Genomic DNA, 16,671 nt, shown 5'->3' on the forward strand with positions numbered 1-16,671 from the left:
CAGAACAGACTATCGGTCGACAGAGAATAGCGCGTCTATCGATAACCCCTGTTGCCGTAAAATGTCACGCAACTTACGCAACGCTTCGACTTGAATTTGTCTGACCCGCTCACGGGTCAGACCGATTTCATGCCCAACATCTTCTAACGTAGATGGCTCGTACCCCATCAGTCCGAAGCGCCGTGCTAATACCTCGCGCTGCTTCGGATTTAATGCTAACAGCCAGTCGCTAATGTGTTCGCGTATATCATCGTCCTGTAATACGCCTTCGGGGCCACCCTCATTCTCGTCAGCGATAATGTCTAATAATGCTTTGTCGTTATCGCCACCAATCGGGGTATCAACCGAAGAAATACGTTCATTCAAACGTAACATGCGAGTGACGTCCTGAATCGGCCTGTCTAGGCTTTGAGCGATATCCTCGGCGGTGGGTTCGTGGTCGAGCTTGTGCGCCAGCTCTCGCGCCGCACGTAGATAAACATTCAGTTCTTTGACGACATGAATGGGCAAGCGAATGGTGCGAGTTTGATTCATTAACGCACGCTCAATGGTTTGTCGGATCCACCACGTGGCATAGGTCGAAAATCGAAAGCCGCGTTCGGGGTCAAACTTTTCCACCGCTCGGATCAGGCCTAAATTACCTTCCTCGATCAAGTCGAGCAACGCTAATCCACGATTGCTGTATCGGCGGGCAATTTTTACCACTAAGCGTAAATTGCTTTCGATCATACGCTGCCGTGATGCAGCGTCGCCTTTCAGCGCTTTACGAGCGTAAAACACTTCTTCTTCGGCGGTTAACAACGGTGAAAAACCAATCTCGCTCAGATAGATTTGCGTGGCATCCATACGCCGTTTATATTGCGTGCTGTTTGCCAGTGCTTCTTCTAACTCGTTATCTTCAAAGGTATCGGTTAAGCTAGCCACATCTGGCTCGTTAACCTCTTCCTCGTCATCGCTGACAACGGTTTCTTCGTCTAACTCTGCCGACAATTGTTCTGACGACGATTGCTTTAGGTGCTTGTCCTTTTTACGGCCCATAGCTGCTTCCTCACATCAACCCCTTGCAACTGTTACCGACATCCTATGTCGGTTAGATCACAAATTTATTGGCTAACGCGATTTCGGCAGATAATGTCTGGGGTTAACGGACTTTCCACGAAACCGCAATTCAAAGTGCAACTTCACAGTATCGCTGCCAGTATCGCCCATTTGCGCGATAACTTGACCAGCATCTACCCACTGCTGCTCTTTTACCAACAATTTGTCGTTGTGCGCATACGCGGTAATGTAGTCATCATTATGTTTCAAAATGATTAACTGACCATAACCCCGTAACGCGTTACCTACATACACCACTTTGCCCGCTGCAGCAGCCACTATCGGGTCGCCGCGCTGGCCAGAAAAATCTAAGCCCTTATTGCCTAACTCTTGTAGCGAGAACTCACTGCTAACGTTCGCCGTCGACGGCCATTGCCAACGAATATCGGCGCTGGCAACTTGCGCTTCTGAGCTGGACCAACTAGCCGGTTTAGGCGGCTGTTTTTTCTGCTGTTTTTGTTGAGCCTTGGCATCAACATACCGTTTCGCTGGGGGCTTGGCAACGGGCTTAGTTAGACCATTTGTTGATATTTTGGGCGATTCTTTATTACCGTTACTTCTAGATGATGTGTTATTAGTACCTCTAGACGCCACTTTCGTGGGCTTTAACTTGATAGTTTGTCCCGGGTATATGGTGTAGGGAGCAGATAAGCCGTTCAGTCTTGCGAGTTCATTGACGTCTAAATCCGCTCGAAACGCGATAGAATAGAGCGTCTCACCTCGTTGCACTTGGTACGCTTGCTGCTGGTTAAGACTACTGGGAGTAAAATCATAAACCGTTTTACCAGTATAAACAGAGCTTACCGGCGCTGGCTGTTGGCGACTACTACAGGCGACCAGGTTCATTGCCATTGCAGCGATGAAAAACCAATGACCCAGTTGCCGTTGTGTTAGCATGCGTGCTTCCCTATTCGATCGCGCCACTGCTGCCACATTATGCAAGCCTCCAGTTAGCGCAGTAACACATACAATAAAACACCAGCGATAATGGTCAACCAGCCTAACCAATCAACGTAATCGCGTAACTTAGCAGCCATTGCCGGACCACCAGTGCGCATTAACCAGGCGACCAAAAAGAAACGCAGGCCGCGGCTGAGCAGCGACGCCGCAATAAATGGCAATAACGCCAATTGCATCACCCCAGCAGTGACGGTAAACAGCTTGTACGGAATCGGCGAAAAGCCCGCAATGAATACCACTAACAAGCCCCATTCAGCAAACCATGCTTCAACCTGCTGCAGTTTATGCGTGTATCCCGCCCATTCGACTAACGGCAGCACCAGCGAATCATAAGCCCAATATCCCAGCAAATAGCCAGCAATACCACCTAATACCGACATTAATGTCGTTAATAAGGCAAACCGCCAAGCTCGCTGGGGCTGCGTCATCGACATCGGCGCTAACATGACGTCTGGTGGAATCGGAAAGATCACCGACTCAGCAAAGCTCAGCATCGCTAAAATACGCACTGCGCGGGGATGTTGTGACCAGAGCAATACGCGATCATACAAGGGTGAAAACCACTTCACAGTAACGTGCCTTTTACTAATGGAACAAACTTCACGTCACCGATCCGTTGTTGTTCAAAGTTATCGCCGAAACGGCGTACGACATATAAACTTTGCTGCTGTTCGCCAACCGGCAAAATCATCACGCCACCATCAGCCAACTGCTGCAGTAGTGCTTCCGGCACCCGAGCAGCCGCAGCGGTAACAATGATACCGTCGAACGGCGCTTTGCTTGACCAGCCTTCCCAGCCATCGCCGTGCCGCATAGCGACATTGTGTAAATCAAGCTGCTTTAAACGCCGCTTAGCTTGATACTGCAATGCGGCAATTCGTTCGACGGAAAATACCCGTTCCACCAGTTGCGCTAATACCGCCGTTTGATAACCCGAGCCGGTACCGATTTCTAACACTTTCTGACAATCATGCTGCAACAAAAGTTGCGTCATGGTTGCCACCATCAGTGGTTGTGAAATGGTTTGCCCTTTGCCGATCGGTAGCGCGGTATTTTCGTACGCTTGGTGAGCCAACGATTCGGGCATAAACTGATGTCTCGGCGTACTCTCGATAATATCGAGTACACGCTGGTTGCTGATCCCTTGCGCGACCAATAACTGGACCAGGCGCTTAGCCATCCCCCAATAATTATTGATCATGGTGCTACTCGTCCAGCCAGTCCTGTAACCCTTGTTGATGCCGCTGCGCGGTCATATCCAGACTCAGTGGCGTGATCGAGACAAAGCCGTCACGGATAGCCTGAAAATCGGTATCGGGGTGCTCATCCTGATGGTTACCCACCGGGCCATACCAAAAAATCTCACGTCCGAATGGATCGCGGTCACGCACCATGACGTCGGCGCGGTGACGGCGTCCCAAGCGCGTTACTCGCGTACCTTTTAGTTGCTGGTATGGGCAATAAGGCACATTGATATTTAAAATGGTATCTAAGCGTAAGGGTTGTTGTTGCATCTGCTGAATCAATTCGGCCACAACTCGCGCAGCGGTTTCATAATGATCGTGACCGCGCGCGCCCATCGATACCGCGATTGCTGGCAACCCCATAAAACGGCCTTCCATCGCCGCCGCTACCGTACCCGAGTACAACACATCATCGCCCATATTGGGACCGTCGTTGATACCCGAGACGACAATATCGACATCTTCGGCAATCGGCGAGTTGGTACCCAAATGCACGCAATCGGTGGGCGTGCCATTGAGCGAATAAAAACCATTATCTAAGCGCTGCAAGCGCAGCGGGTTGTGTAGTGTTAATGAGTTACTGGCGCCGCTACAATTGCGGTCCGGTGCAATCACCTTGACCGAGGCCACCGCCGATAACGCGTCGTACAGCGCGGCGATGCCCGGTGCGTGTACGCCATCATCGTTACTCAGTAATATCTTCATGGATTCCGACATGTTCCGTCACTATCAGTTCGCGAATTACACTGCTGGCAAAGCTGCCAGCGCTCAAATCAAAGCTCAATAGACAGTCATTATCCTGCCAGCTTAACTGCGGCTGCTGCAAGTAAAGTAGCAGCGGCCGCCGATCGCTTTGCACACCTTTATCAATTAGCGCTTGTACCAGCGGCTGCCAGTCAGCAAGCGCGGCTTGTTCAAGCTCATAACCGGCACCGCTACGCGGCTGTTCCGCATCGCGTCCAGCGACGCGCCCAGACAATGGTCCGGTCAGCAAAATATCCTGTTGTTGTAAGCGTTCGCGTAAACTATCGTCGACCTGCTCCACCACAAACCACGAGCGACTTCCGGCTAAATTGACCACATCGCCATCGAATAAAGTCTGCAGCTGCTGTTGCTGTAGCCGATAAGCCAACACTTGATTAAATAAGAATGACCGTGCGCTCGACAATAACAGGCTTTTCTGCGATTTTTTTAGTCGTTTCGACTTACCGCCGGCAAGTAACCACTGGTGCATAGCGGTTAAGTTACTGCCTTGTCGGCCAAAACGCTGCTCACCAAAATAATTAGGCACCCCATGCGCTACGGCAAACTGCCAGCGTTGCTGCAACGCGGCGCGATCGCTGACGTCACGAAGACGGATCTGAAAACGATTAGCCTTGTGCGTACCAATACGCAATTTACGTTGCCGCAACAACGCCTTTTCCACCACAAACTCTGGATGCTCAAGCGCTTGCCAGTCTAACAAGGGTTGACCCGGTAGTTGAATAGAAAACCATTGCCAAGTAACGGCTTGTCGATCTTTCATACCGGAGTGGCTCACCTCACGGGCACTGACTCCAGCGAACTTGGCCAATTGTTCGGCAACAAAACGGGTATTAGCCCCACGTTTTTTTACCCACAACCACTGATGTTCGCCCTCACCATCATCGTCAACATCTAGCAACTCTGTCACTTGAAAGTCTTCCGCTTGACATTTAAAGCCGGCGCTAGGCGGCTCAGCAAGCTCAGTTTGCATGTCCTGCCAACGAGGAATTTGTTGTTGAGCCGAGAGTAACTGCTCGGTCGATATCGTGACTGACTCACTCATATTTGTTTATCCAACAGCACCACAGCGGCACAGGCAATGCCCTCTTTGCGACCAACAAAACCAAGCTGCTCGGTAGTGGTGGCTTTGACGTTAATTTGCGAGACTTCACAAGACAGTACCGTCGCGATAGCCTCGCGCATAGCCGCAATATGCGGCGCAATTTTAGGCGCTTGCGCCATGATGGTGAGGTCGGCGTTGACTAACCAATAACCTTGTGCGAGAACTTGTTGATAAACGTGTCCCAGCAGTTGACGACTATCGGCTCCTTGGTACTGCGCATCGCTGTCGGGAAAGTGATGACCGATATCGCCTAACGCCAGCGCTCCGAGCAGTGCATCCGCTAACGCATGTAAGGCGACATCACCATCGGAGTGGGCAAGCAACCCTTGGGCGTAGTCAATATCGACACCCGCCAGTCGAATGGGGCCGTCGCCGCCAAATTTATGTACGTCAAATCCATGTCCAATACGCATACTTGTTCCTGCAATCATTAATGAGGCTTATTCAGCCGTGCTGACTGATGCCGAGCTCGGCATCGATAAATAAGCCGCTGCGATAGCTAAATCTTCGGGATGAGTAATTTTTAAATTCTTCACGCTACCGGTAACCAGCATGGGGGTGCGACCAAAATATTGCACCGCCGACGCTTCGTCGGTCATTTGTGGATGGTTGACACCCATTTGCTGTAACGCCGCCAACAATAAATCGGTTCTGAATACCTGTGGGGTTAGCGCCTGCCAAACATCATTACGGTCGACATTGGCGATAATTTGTTGCTGCGCGTCGGCATGCTTCATCGAATCGCGTACTGGCGTCGCTAAAATTGCTCCGTCGCTATGGCTCACACCGGCAGCAATCACTTGTGCTAGATCTTGTTGCGACAAACAGGGGCGCGCAGCATCATGTACGGCAACAAAATCATAGCCTGCTTGCTGTGCGGCCTGAACACCCGCAAGCACCGATGCACCGCGAGTGTCACCACCAGCAACCGTTGACAACTGCGGATGCTGCGCTTCGGCCAGTTGTTCGAAGCGTCGGTCATGCGCAGCCAACGCGACATAGACGTGGCTAATCGCTTGGCAAGCCAATAACGTCGCTAAGGTGTGAGATAACACCGGACGTTCTAGTAAGGTCAAATACTGTTTTGGACAACTGGCTTGCATGCGTGAGCCAATACCAGCAGCAGGCACCACAGCAGCAATTGCGGGTTTATTCATGTTTTTTTCATAAGTCATTATTGGTCTGAGCGGTATCTACTGCACGTTTAACCGAGGCACTTTGCGCAGGCACACTTTGTACGGGAACACTCTGCACAGGTACACTTTGCACAGGAACTAGGCGAAAGAAAGTTTCGTGCGCTTTTATCATACCGAGTTCGTTGCGCGCCCGTTCCTCGATGGCTTCTTCGCCATCTCTTAAATCACGGATATCGGCAAACAATAGGTCGTTACGCTGTTGCAGCTTTTGGTTCGCCTGCTGCTGATGATGGATTTCTTGTTGCACACGCCAATAATCCGGTAAGCTGTTCTTACCAAACCACAAACGATACTGCAGCGCTAATAATAAACCCAGTAATACCAGCATGACTAAACGCATGCGATCCCTCTCCTGTTATTACGGCTATTATGAAGTTTTACAACGCGCCTGAAAAGCGCTTTACCGAAATTCCCTTGGCTTAGCGCAGGATCATCGGCATCTTCTGCAACTGCTTTTTCACTGCGAGCTTATCAACGGTGTTAACATTAGCACCTCACGCCGCAGTTAAACGATTTAAGTCGGGATCGACCTAAGGTGTCCATGGACTACTTTTTTATTACCCTAATTCTATTTTCTGGAGCCTTGTTACAAGGCATTACCGGCTTTGGCTCGGGTTTATTAGCAGTGCCGTTGCTTAGCCTGTTGCTCCCCTTGAGCAACATCACTCCCACACTATCATTAGTCAACTGTTGTCTCACCGGTTTTTTACTGTATCAAACTCGACATTATTGCGATTTACGACAATGGTCAGCGTTGATCGTTGCCGGCGTAGTGGGTTCTTTATTAGGCAACCAGTATTTACTCAGTGGCGATACGCTAACGTTACAGCGTGGCTTAGCGATACTGGTGATCGTCACTGCTGTGTGCCTACTCAGTGGTTGGCGGCTGCCCTTGCCAGCGACCGCCACCAGTAAATTTGGTGTTGGTTTATTGGCAGGCTTTTGTAATGGTGCATTGACGCTAGGTGGCCCGCCTGTGGTGCTGTTTTTAAATCAACAAAACATCGACAAACAAAACTTTCGAGCCACCTTAAGTGCATTCTTTTTTATCATTGCACTCACCAACAGTGTCTCCTTTGCGCTGCAAGACCAGTATCAGCTAAGCATGTCGCCGGTACTGTTGGCGATGTTAATTGGCGTTATCGGTGGTGTTTTCATTGGTCATCGTATAGCAGCGATGATCCCAGAATTAGCGTTTAAACGGCTGACCTTGGCGGTGGTGGTTGGCAGTGGTTTACTGGTTTTGCTCAGCAGCGGATAAATGCCACTGGCTCGGTTTAATCGGGGATGCGCTGTGCGCGGCGAAAATTAGGCCAATAAATGGTTGCCGCTAACAGCAGCTCACGCAAACTTAATGTGCGCGGTGATAAACGCTTCTTTGGCGCCCAACGATGGCCAGCGCAAGCCGCTGCCATAATGCGTTTTTCCGGTTTTAATAGTTGCCAATGTTCAGTCGCTTCAGCAACCTCGGTGAGCACATCACCACTCACATCAAACCAACCAAATTGATTGCAATGCAGGGCCACGATAGGACTGTTTTTATCATCCGCAGCAGCGCGTTGTATACGGTCAATCGAATCCAAGCGTAAACATTGAAAGTCACCGTTATCAACAAACACCGCCACCGGTAAACCTAATGCCGCGTGGCGACGGAACCAGTCAGCGCAACGCTGGCCGCTGCTGCTTAGCGGTGGTTTACTCGCTTGATGGCTTTGCCAACTGGCATTTTGCGCATCTAGCGCTAATGGTGACTGACTATTAAGCATGCCACGAGCCGCGCGTTTAATATGAGCCGGCAGGTTAGCCAAACGAACCTGTAAAAAGCGCACATCATCCATCGCTAAATGCGCCAACTGCTGTAACTCACGCTCGTACAGCGCCGTACATAGCTCGTTATAGTCACCCGGCTGTTGCTCTGCCGGGTGACGCGCTTGAAAGATGTTGGTTTGCTCTACCACGTTGCTATCACCATAGGCTCAACGCTGTCTAACTATTGGGCGGCTTTCACCGCTGCACGACCGGCATACTTGGCACTGGCACCAAGCGCCTGTTCGATGCGTAGCAGTTGATTATATTTAGCCACCCGATCTGAACGGCACAGCGAACCGGTTTTTATCTGACCGGCGGCAGTACCCACGGCTAAATCGGCAATGGTGGCGTCTTCGGTTTCACCCGAACGGTGTGAAATCACCGCGGTATAACCAGCGTCTTCGGCCATTTTAATCGCCGCCAATGTTTCGCTTAAACTACCAATTTGATTAAATTTGATCAAAATTGAGTTGCCGATTTTTTCATCAATTCCGCGTTGCAGTATTTGTGTATTGGTGACAAACAAATCATCACCAACCAATTGCACGCGGTCGCCCAAGCGTTCGGTTAAAATAGCCCAACCTTGCCAGTCGCTTTCATCTAAACCGTCTTCAATAGAGATAATAGGATACTTATCGCATAACTGCGCTAAATAGTCAGCGAACTCGGCTGCGGTAAACGACTTGCCCTCACCCGACAGGTGATATTTTCCGTCACGATAAAATTCAGAAGCGGCACAATCAAGCGCCAGCGTAATATCGTCACCCATACGGTAACCGGCTTTCTCGACCGCTTCGACGATAACTGACAGCGCTTCTTCGTTAGAGGCTAAATTGGGCGCAAAACCACCCTCGTCACCAACCGCCGTGCTGAGACCACGGCTTTGCAAGACCTTTTTCAGTGCATGGAACACTTCCGCGCCCATACGCAAGCCTTCTTTAAAGCTAGCAGCGCCCACTGGCTGAATCATAAACTCTTGGATATCGACGTTATTATCGGCGTGTTCACCGCCGTTAAGAATGTTCATCATCGGCAACGGCATACTAAAACGGCCGTCTTGACCATACAAGCTAGCAATGTATTCATACAACGCCACGCCCTGCGTTAACGCGGCCGCCTTAGCCACCGCTAATGAGACCGCCAGAATAGCGTTAGCACCCAACTCCGCTTTATTGTCGGTGCCATCCAAGGTCAGCATCAATTCATCAATTTCACGCTGCTGAGTCACGTCGTGGCCTTTTAGGGCATCACTGATGCGGTCGTTAATATTACTAACCGCCTTTAATACGCCTTTACCTAAGTAGCGTTTGGCATCGCCATCGCGCAGTTCAAGCGCTTCACGAGAGCCGGTTGAAGCACCGCTAGGAGCTGCCGCACGACCCATGATACCGTTATCCAAAATAACGTCGGCTTCAACAGTTGGATTACCGCGAGAATCCATGATTTCGCGGGCAATAATTTGTGCAATAAATGACATAGTAGTGATTATCCTAGGTTAATAATCTTTCGTGCTGATCGTGTAAAAACGAAAAAGCCTGAAATCAAAGCGACTTCAGGCTTCTACCTATTCATTAGCCGCGGCGCTTTTTCTGATGCTCGGCGGCGGCGGCAATAAACCCTTGGAACAACGGGTGCCCATCGCGCGGTGTCGAGGTAAACTCAGGATGAAACTGAGCCGCAACAAACCACGGATGCTTTGGAATTTCAATAATTTCTACCAAGCGTTTATCGTGTGAATAACCGGTTACTTTTAAACCGGCCTTTTCTAACGCGGGTAACAAATTATTATTGACTTCGTAACGATGCCGATGGCGTTCCTCGATAACTTCATTGCCATACAGTTGGCGCGCTTTTGAATCTTCCACTAAGAAGCACTCTTGCGCGCCTAAGCGCATCGTACCGCCCAAATCGGATAACTCGTCGCGAATTTCTTTTTGACCTGAGGCATCCATCCATTCGGTGATCAAACCCACCACCGGATTCTTACTCTCAGGATTAAACTCGGTACTATCGGCGTCGCTTAACTTAGCGACATTGCGCGCGTATTCAATAACGGCAATTTGCATACCTAAACAAATACCCAAATAAGGCACCTGCTTTTCACGCGCGTATTGCGCGGCCATTAATTTACCCTTAATACCGCGCTCACCAAAACCACCCGGCACTAATATCGCATCGACGTCGTCCAGCTTAGCAGTACCTTTGCTTTCGATGTCCTGCGCATCAATATAGCGGATGCTAACCGTTAAGCGATTTTTTAAACCTGCATGGGCTAACGCTTCGTTCACCGATTTATAAGCATCGGGTAATTCTACGTATTTACCGACAAAACCGACGGTCACTTCACCATTCGGATTCGACTCTTGGTAAAGCACCTGCTCCCATTCGGTCAAATCCGCTTCCGGGCATGACAGACGGAAACGGTGAACAACTAACTCGTCTAAGCCCTGCGCTTTTAACATGGCAGGAATTTTGTAAATACTATCGACGTCACGCAAACCAATAACGGCACGTTCTTCAACATTGGTAAAGAGCGCAATCTTGGCACGCTCATTGGCCGGTAAAGCTCGATCAGAGCGACAAACTAAGATATCGGGCTGGATACCGATAGAGCGTAATTCTTTTACCGAATGTTGGGTGGGTTTAGTTTTGACCTCGCCCGCGGCTCCTAAAAACGGCACCAATGTCAGGTGCATAAATAGGGTGCGGTCACGTCCTACCTCGGTGGCCAATTGGCGAATAGCTTCCAAGAAGGGTTGTGACTCGATGTCGCCGACGGTGCCACCAATTTCGATGATAGCAATATCATAACCCTCGGCACCGGCGATGATGCGACGTTTGATTTCATTAGTAATATGGGGAATGACCTGAATAGTCGCGCCCAGGAACTCACCTTTACGCTCGCGTTTAATGATGTCTTCATAAACGCGACCGGCGGTAAAGTTATTGCGGCTGGTCATGCGAGTGCGAATGAATCGCTCGTAATGACCTAAATCCAGGTCAGTTTCAGCACCGTCTACAGTTACAAACACTTCACCGTGTTGAATGGGACTCATGGTGCCCGGGTCAACGTTAATATAAGGATCCAGTTTTAGGATCGTTACATTCAGACCACGTGCTTCCAAGATAGCCGCCAGTGAAGCTGCAGCAATGCCCTTGCCCAGCGAAGATACAACACCGCCGGTGACGAAAATATAATTAGTTGCCATGCGAAACCTAAGTCGTCAGGAAATTTAAGGGATTGAATCAAGACGGGATAGTAGTATACGACAAGCGACCCGCGGCGACAATCATTGCGATACGCAATTTACCTTCGCGAGTCGTTACATCGATATACTCAGGGTTAATCTGTGTTGTCGTCGTGCGCTGACTTTTCGGCTCGCTTAGCCGCTTGCCAATACTCTTCCAGTTGCATTAAATCATGGCTTTCAAAGCTTTTCCCGGAGACTTTCACATGCGCTTCAAGTGTTTGAAAGCGGCGCTTAAATTTTTGATTCGCTTGTTGTAAAGCATGGTCGGGGTTTACCTGCGCATGGCGAGCAAGATTGACGACCGCGAACAGTAAGTCGCCGATTTCTTCAGCAAGCGCTTGTTGATCGACCGCTTCGGCATCAATCTCAGCGCGGACTTCCTCGACTTCTTCCAACACTTTAGCTAGCACCGGTTGGCTATCGAGCCAATCAAAGCCAACGTTAGCAGCACGTTTTTGTAGCTTTTGTGCCATTAACAGACTGGGTAAGTTACGCGGAATACCGTCAAACACGCTGTCGTCTTTACCTTGCTGCTGCCGTTCTTGTTGTTTAATTTGCTCCCACTGCGCCTTGATTTCGGCGTCAGTTTGGCTTTCGCTATCACCAAATACGTGCGGATGACGGCGTATCAACTTGTCGCTGGTGTGGCTAGCAATACTATTTAAATCAAATAACTGCTGCTCGCTCCCCAACTGCGCGTAAAACACCACTTGAAACAGCAAGTCGCCTAGCTCGTCTTCAATATCATGATGGTCACCATCATTAATGGCAGCCGCTACCTCATACGCCTCCTCAATGGTATAAGGGGTTAAGCTCTGCATGGTTTGCTTTAAATCCCAAGGGCAACCGCCGTCAGGGTCGCGCAAACGTCGCATAACCTGCTGCAGCTGATTAATACCCTCTAGTCGAGTCTGCTGTTGTTTCACCCTTAACCTCTTTAACGTCGTTTTACTCACCGCAACTGCGGTTCACGTCACCCGTTGTGCCTGCTGAACCGACGCCAGCTGCCGTAAGCGATTAACTATACGATGTAAAACCTGACTATCTTTGACCATTACCGCCACGGTAATGGTAGCTAATTGTTGAGCGTCATCGCTTTGGCTGTCGAGTTGCACCACACTGGCTTTTTCGTTCGCCAAAACGCTGGTGATATCATGCAGCAAGCCATTGCGATCGATGGCGCTGATCCGAATCTTGGCTTTAAATTGTGCTTCCTCACGTTGGCTCCATGACACATCAATGCCACGTTCAGGGTGCACTTGTAATAAGTGTTGCAACTGATCGCAATCGCTATGGTGCACCGATACACCGCGCCCTTGTGTGATAAACCCCATGATCGGATCGCCGGGTAACGGCTGACAACAACCGGCAAACTGCACCAACAAATGACCAATACCCTCGACCGTGACATCGCTGCTACGCGCCTTACCGCTGCGCTTAGGCTTATGTTTACTGGTGATGCGCTCAACTTTATCTTGTTCGCTAGGCTCGGGTTTTAAGAAATTAACCACTTGATGCAAACGCACGTCGCCAGCGCCGATGGCCGCTAATAGATCGTCCAGCGAACTCACATTAAAACGCTCTATCGCGCTCTCAGCTTGGCTTAAGTGCAACTGGTGCTTATGTAATTCTTGTTCCAGCAACTCTTTGCCAGCCGCCATATTCTTATCGCGGTCTTGCTTTTTAAAGTAGGTATGCACCTTGGCACGAGCGCGCTGCGAATTGAGATAACCCAATTGCGGATTCAACCAGTCACGCCGTGGTTGGGCATTTTTTTTGGTGAGTATTTCTACCCGATCACCGTTTTGCAGTTGATAGGTAAAGGGCACGATGCGCCCATCGACTTTGGCACCAATACAACGGTGCCCCACCTGACTATGAATATAATAAGCAAAGTCTAGCGGTGTCGAACCCTGAGGCATATCGATAACTTCGCCCTTAGGGGTAAATACATAAACCCGATCTTCAAAAACCTGAGAACGAATTTCATCGACTAGCTCGTCGTTCTCGGCCATGTCCTCGTGCCACGCCAATAGCTTACGTAGCCAAGCAATTTTATCTTCAAAACCATGACTACGGGTCGGCCCAGAAGCGCCTTCTTTGTACATCCAATGCGCCGCCACCCCAAGCTCGGCATCCTCGTGCATATCGTGACTACGGATCTGAATTTCGACATGTTTTTGCTGTGGACCGATCACCACGGTATGAATCGACTGGTAACCGTTCGCTTTCGGGGTCGCCACATAATCGTCAAACTCCGAAGCAATATGGCGCCAGCGGGTATGCACCAAGCCTAACGCGGCATAGCAATCTTTAAGTGATTGCGTGATGATTCGTACCGCACGGATATCGAACAGTTGCTCGAAATCCAAATGCTTTTTCTGCATTTTTCGCCAAATCGAATAAATGTGTTTAGGTCGTCCATAAACGTCGGCTTCGACGCCCTGTAAACGCAACTGCTGACGTAAATCGTCGACGAATGTCTGGATGTAGTTTTCACGGTCAATGCGACGCTCATCAAGCTGTTTAGCGATGCTTTTATAGGTACTGGGATGCAAATAACGAAACGCCAGATCTTCCAGTTCCCATTTGAGTTGGCCAATACCCAAACGGTTTGCCAATGGCGCATATATTTCGCTGCATTCTTTAGCCACTAAGACCCGACTTTCTTCATCGGCATCTTTCACTTCACGTAAAAAACAGATGCGCTCCGCCAGTTTGATCAGCACCGCTCGCACATCTTCGACCATGGCCAGCAACATGCGGCGGACATTATCAATTTGCGCATGGTTGGGTTTACTGCGCTGAAAATATTGCAACTCGCTGATGGCTTTCATTTGCTCAACAGCTTGTAACAAGGCGGCCAGATTGCTCTGTCCTTGTTCTTGCAATTGCTCTGCGGTGATCAAACCGGCGCTAAAAGCCGGTGTGTAAAGCGCGCATAGTAATGAGTCTTTATCGAGGTTTAACGCCGCCAAGATTTCGACCATTTCCTGGCCTTTTAACAACAACTGTGGCTGTTGTTGACACAATGATGTCAATTGTTGTGCGTGTTGCTGCAGCAGTTCGGCTTTGTCTGACGAGCTTAACAGCGCCAGCCAATTCCCCTGCTGTTGTGGTTTGTCCACGTGGGTACTACGCACATACACCATCGTTTGTTACTCCTTTGCAAACGCGACCATAGCCTCAATGTGATGGGTCTGCGGAAACATGTCAATGACCCCTGCCTTGCTTATACCATAGCCGAGCTGTTTTAATAAGGCGCTATCGCGAGCTAAGGTGTCAGCGGCACAAGATATATAGACGATCCGTGTTGGTCGTTGCGCGGCGGGTAGCTGCTGTAATTGTGCCAGTGCGGCTTGGGCACCGCTACGAGCTGGGTCCAGCAGCAGCTTATCGATGCGCATGCTATTCAAACGACTGAGCCAGTCATGATTAAGGTCAACAGCATGCCCACGAACGTGAGATAAGCCGGCGGCTGCAGCATTATCTTGCAACTGCTGTATCATCCGCGCGGAGACCTCAAAGCAGTGTAACTGTTTGACCTGTTGCGCCAATGGCAGGCTAAAGTTACCCATTCCGGCAAACAACTCCACCACCTGGTCGTCGGCGGTTGCCTCTAGCCAGCTTAATGCTTGTGCCACCATAGCGGGATTTAACGCCTGATTAACTTGAATAAAATCGCCTGGAGTAAAATTCAGCGGCAACGGGTGATGAGTTAGGCGCACTTCATCGGCGGCAGTGATAGCGCGCGTTTGTTGGCCATCATCCGACCAAAGCTGACAGCCATGTTGCGCAGCAAACTGTTCGGCTTGCTGCACAAACTCGTCATCTAATGCACGCGTAACGCGTAATAATACCAACGGCGTCGGCTGAGCAATCAGTTCAACATGACCCAAACCAATGCGCTGATAATGCTCGCCCAGCCACTGTTGTAACGGCACCAACAATGCCGCTAATGGTGGCGCGAGTACCTGACAATGCTCAATCGCGACCACCTGTTGACTAGCGCGCTGACGAAAACCGAGTTGAAACCGTTGGCCTCGTGCATAAGAGGACGCCAAACGTGCACGCTGCCGGTAATGCCAGCCCTCACCAGTTAGCATGGGCGCCCAGTCAGTCACTTCGATGGCCGCAAACTTGCTTAGCAATTCAGCTAACGTTTGTTGTTTATGTTGACGCTGCTGCGCCAGCGATAGGTGTTGTAAGTCACAGCCACCACAGCGTTGATAATAAGGGCAAGGTGGTGTCACGCGCTCGTCGCTAGCTTCAACTACCTCGACTAACCGCGCTTGATGTTTAGCTTGTGTTTGCACGCGAATGCGCTCGCCCGGCAATGCCCCGGCGACAAAGTAGGTGCCCTGCTGACGTAAAATACCGCGGCCCTGATGGTCAAGCTTGCTAACTTCACCAAGCAAGTATTGTTGTCGTTTGCTGGTGTTGGCGCGCGACTTGCCCCGATTGGGGTTAAAAAACTGTGCCAAAACAGACTCCGCGGTTAAGCTTGCCAGGCATCAGAACGCGCCTGTTGCATCAGTTGCTTCATGTCGCGAACCGCTTGGTCCAGGCCGGTCATCAAGGCGCGTGCAATGATCGCGTGGCCAATATTCAGTTCCACCAATTCCGGAATAGCAGCCACTGGCGCGGTATTATGATAGTGCAGACCGTGTCCAGCATTCACTTGCAAACCAATACGATGAGCATAGCGCGCAGCGTCGGCAATAATTTCCAGCGCTTGATGGGCGTGGCGCTCATCGCGCTGTTCGGCGTAATGACCGGTATGCAACTCGATGATCGGCGCGCCCACTTGATGCGCGGCGTCGATTTGACGTAAATCGGCATCGATGAATAATGAGGTTTGTATGCCTGCCGCCGCTAAACGCTCGACCGCATCGGCAATACGGCTTTTTTGTCCAGCAACGTCTAAGCCACCTTCGGTGGTTAATTCCTCACGCTTTTCGGGCACCAGACAGCAATAAGCCGGCTTCACGCGTTCGGCAATTGCCAGCATTTCCTCGGTAACTGCCATTTCTAAATTCATTCGCGTTGCTAGCGTTTCCGCCAATAACATCACGTCGGCATCTTTAATATGCCGGCGATCTTCACGCAAATGGATAGTGATCCCATCGGCACCGGCTTGCTCAGCTAATGCAGCGGCAGTAACCGGCGACGGATAACTCACCCCGCGTGCGTTTCGCAATGTCGCCACATGGTCAATATTAACGCCTAAAAGAATCGGTTGCATT

17 protein-coding genes are annotated in these 16,671 nt (G+C 50.3%); 1 reads left to right on the top strand and 16 read right to left on the bottom strand.

Features of this window, described 5'->3' with window-relative positions:
- Positions 1–9: 9 nt before the first annotated feature.
- From rpoS to ftsB, 9 genes are all read right to left on the bottom strand, one after another.
- Complete coding sequence (gene rpoS, locus A10D4_RS04145; protein ID WP_008487940.1) at positions 10–1,038, bottom strand: RNA polymerase sigma factor RpoS; 1,029 nt, start codon at positions 1,036–1,038, stop codon at positions 10–12.
- Between the two features lie 72 nt (positions 1,039–1,110).
- A complete protein-coding gene (locus A10D4_RS04150; protein ID WP_008487941.1) occupies positions 1,111–1,995 on the bottom strand; it encodes a peptidoglycan DD-metalloendopeptidase family protein in 885 nt (294 codons plus the stop codon).
- A gap of 53 nt (positions 1,996–2,048) precedes the next feature.
- Positions 2,049–2,627, bottom strand: coding sequence for a YqaA family protein (locus A10D4_RS04155; RefSeq protein WP_008487942.1), 579 nt, complete (start codon positions 2,625–2,627; stop codon positions 2,049–2,051).
- The gene (locus A10D4_RS04160) at positions 2,624–3,259 is read right to left on the bottom strand and encodes a protein-L-isoaspartate(D-aspartate) O-methyltransferase (protein ID WP_008487943.1); all 636 of its coding nucleotides are present in this window, start codon (positions 3,257–3,259) and stop codon (positions 2,624–2,626) included. Before A10D4_RS04160 ends, A10D4_RS04155 begins: the two co-directional genes overlap by 4 nt.
- A gap of 4 nt (positions 3,260–3,263) precedes the next feature.
- Positions 3,264–4,007: a 5'/3'-nucleotidase SurE gene (gene surE / locus A10D4_RS04165; RefSeq protein ID WP_008487944.1), complete on the bottom strand. Its 744-nt coding sequence runs from the start codon at positions 4,005–4,007 to the stop codon at positions 3,264–3,266.
- Positions 3,988–5,109 (bottom strand): tRNA pseudouridine(13) synthase TruD, encoded by a 1,122-nt coding sequence (gene truD, locus A10D4_RS04170; RefSeq protein ID WP_008487945.1) that lies wholly within the window; start codon positions 5,107–5,109, stop codon positions 3,988–3,990. The genes surE and truD overlap by 20 nt, the downstream gene beginning before the upstream one ends.
- Positions 5,106–5,582, bottom strand: coding sequence for a 2-C-methyl-D-erythritol 2,4-cyclodiphosphate synthase (gene ispF / locus A10D4_RS04175; RefSeq protein WP_008487946.1), 477 nt, complete (start codon positions 5,580–5,582; stop codon positions 5,106–5,108). The genes truD and ispF overlap by 4 nt, the downstream gene beginning before the upstream one ends.
- Positions 5,583–5,609: 27 nt before the next feature.
- The gene (gene ispD / locus A10D4_RS04180) at positions 5,610–6,326 is read right to left on the bottom strand and encodes a 2-C-methyl-D-erythritol 4-phosphate cytidylyltransferase (protein WP_156812074.1); all 717 of its coding nucleotides are present in this window, start codon (positions 6,324–6,326) and stop codon (positions 5,610–5,612) included.
- Positions 6,327–6,333: 7 nt separating this feature from the next.
- Positions 6,334–6,705, bottom strand: coding sequence for a cell division protein FtsB (gene ftsB, locus A10D4_RS04185; RefSeq protein WP_008487950.1), 372 nt, complete (start codon positions 6,703–6,705; stop codon positions 6,334–6,336).
- Between the two features lie 201 nt (positions 6,706–6,906).
- Here ftsB and A10D4_RS04190 point away from each other — a divergent pair, with 201 nt between their 5' ends.
- Complete coding sequence (locus A10D4_RS04190) at positions 6,907–7,626, top strand: sulfite exporter TauE/SafE family protein (RefSeq protein ID WP_008487951.1); 720 nt, start codon at positions 6,907–6,909, stop codon at positions 7,624–7,626.
- Between the two features lie 16 nt (positions 7,627–7,642).
- On the opposite strand, the gene A10D4_RS04195 is transcribed toward A10D4_RS04190, so the two are convergent.
- The 7 genes from A10D4_RS04195 to pdxJ form a co-directional block, all read right to left on the bottom strand.
- Positions 7,643–8,323, bottom strand: a complete 681-nt coding sequence (locus tag A10D4_RS04195) for a hypothetical protein (protein WP_008487952.1) — start codon at positions 8,321–8,323, stop codon at positions 7,643–7,645.
- Positions 8,324–8,355: 32 nt separating this feature from the next.
- Positions 8,356–9,651 carry a phosphopyruvate hydratase gene (gene eno, locus A10D4_RS04200; RefSeq protein ID WP_008487953.1) on the bottom strand — a complete coding sequence of 432 codons (1,296 nt, stop codon included), beginning with the start codon at positions 9,649–9,651 and terminating at the stop codon, positions 8,356–8,358.
- A gap of 94 nt (positions 9,652–9,745) precedes the next feature.
- A complete protein-coding gene (locus tag A10D4_RS04205) occupies positions 9,746–11,383 on the bottom strand; it encodes a CTP synthase (RefSeq protein WP_008487954.1) in 1,638 nt (545 codons plus the stop codon).
- A 134-nt stretch (positions 11,384–11,517) separates the two neighbouring features.
- On the bottom strand, positions 11,518–12,351 hold the full coding sequence (mazG, locus tag A10D4_RS04210; protein ID WP_008487955.1) for a nucleoside triphosphate pyrophosphohydrolase: 834 nt from the start codon (positions 12,349–12,351) through the stop codon (positions 11,518–11,520).
- Between the two features lie 42 nt (positions 12,352–12,393).
- The gene (gene relA, locus A10D4_RS04215) at positions 12,394–14,577 is read right to left on the bottom strand and encodes a GTP diphosphokinase (protein ID WP_008487956.1); all 2,184 of its coding nucleotides are present in this window, start codon (positions 14,575–14,577) and stop codon (positions 12,394–12,396) included.
- Positions 14,578–14,583: 6 nt separating this feature from the next.
- Positions 14,584–15,909, bottom strand: coding sequence for a 23S rRNA (uracil(1939)-C(5))-methyltransferase RlmD (gene rlmD, locus A10D4_RS04220; RefSeq protein ID WP_008487958.1), 1,326 nt, complete (start codon positions 15,907–15,909; stop codon positions 14,584–14,586).
- 14 nt (positions 15,910–15,923) lie between these two features.
- A complete protein-coding gene (pdxJ, locus tag A10D4_RS04225; RefSeq protein WP_008487959.1) occupies positions 15,924–16,670 on the bottom strand; it encodes a pyridoxine 5'-phosphate synthase in 747 nt (248 codons plus the stop codon).
- Position 16,671 lies beyond the last annotated feature (1 nt).

Source organism: Idiomarina xiamenensis 10-D-4 (assembly GCF_000299895.1).
GTDB lineage: Bacteria > Pseudomonadota > Gammaproteobacteria > Enterobacterales > Alteromonadaceae > Idiomarina > Idiomarina xiamenensis.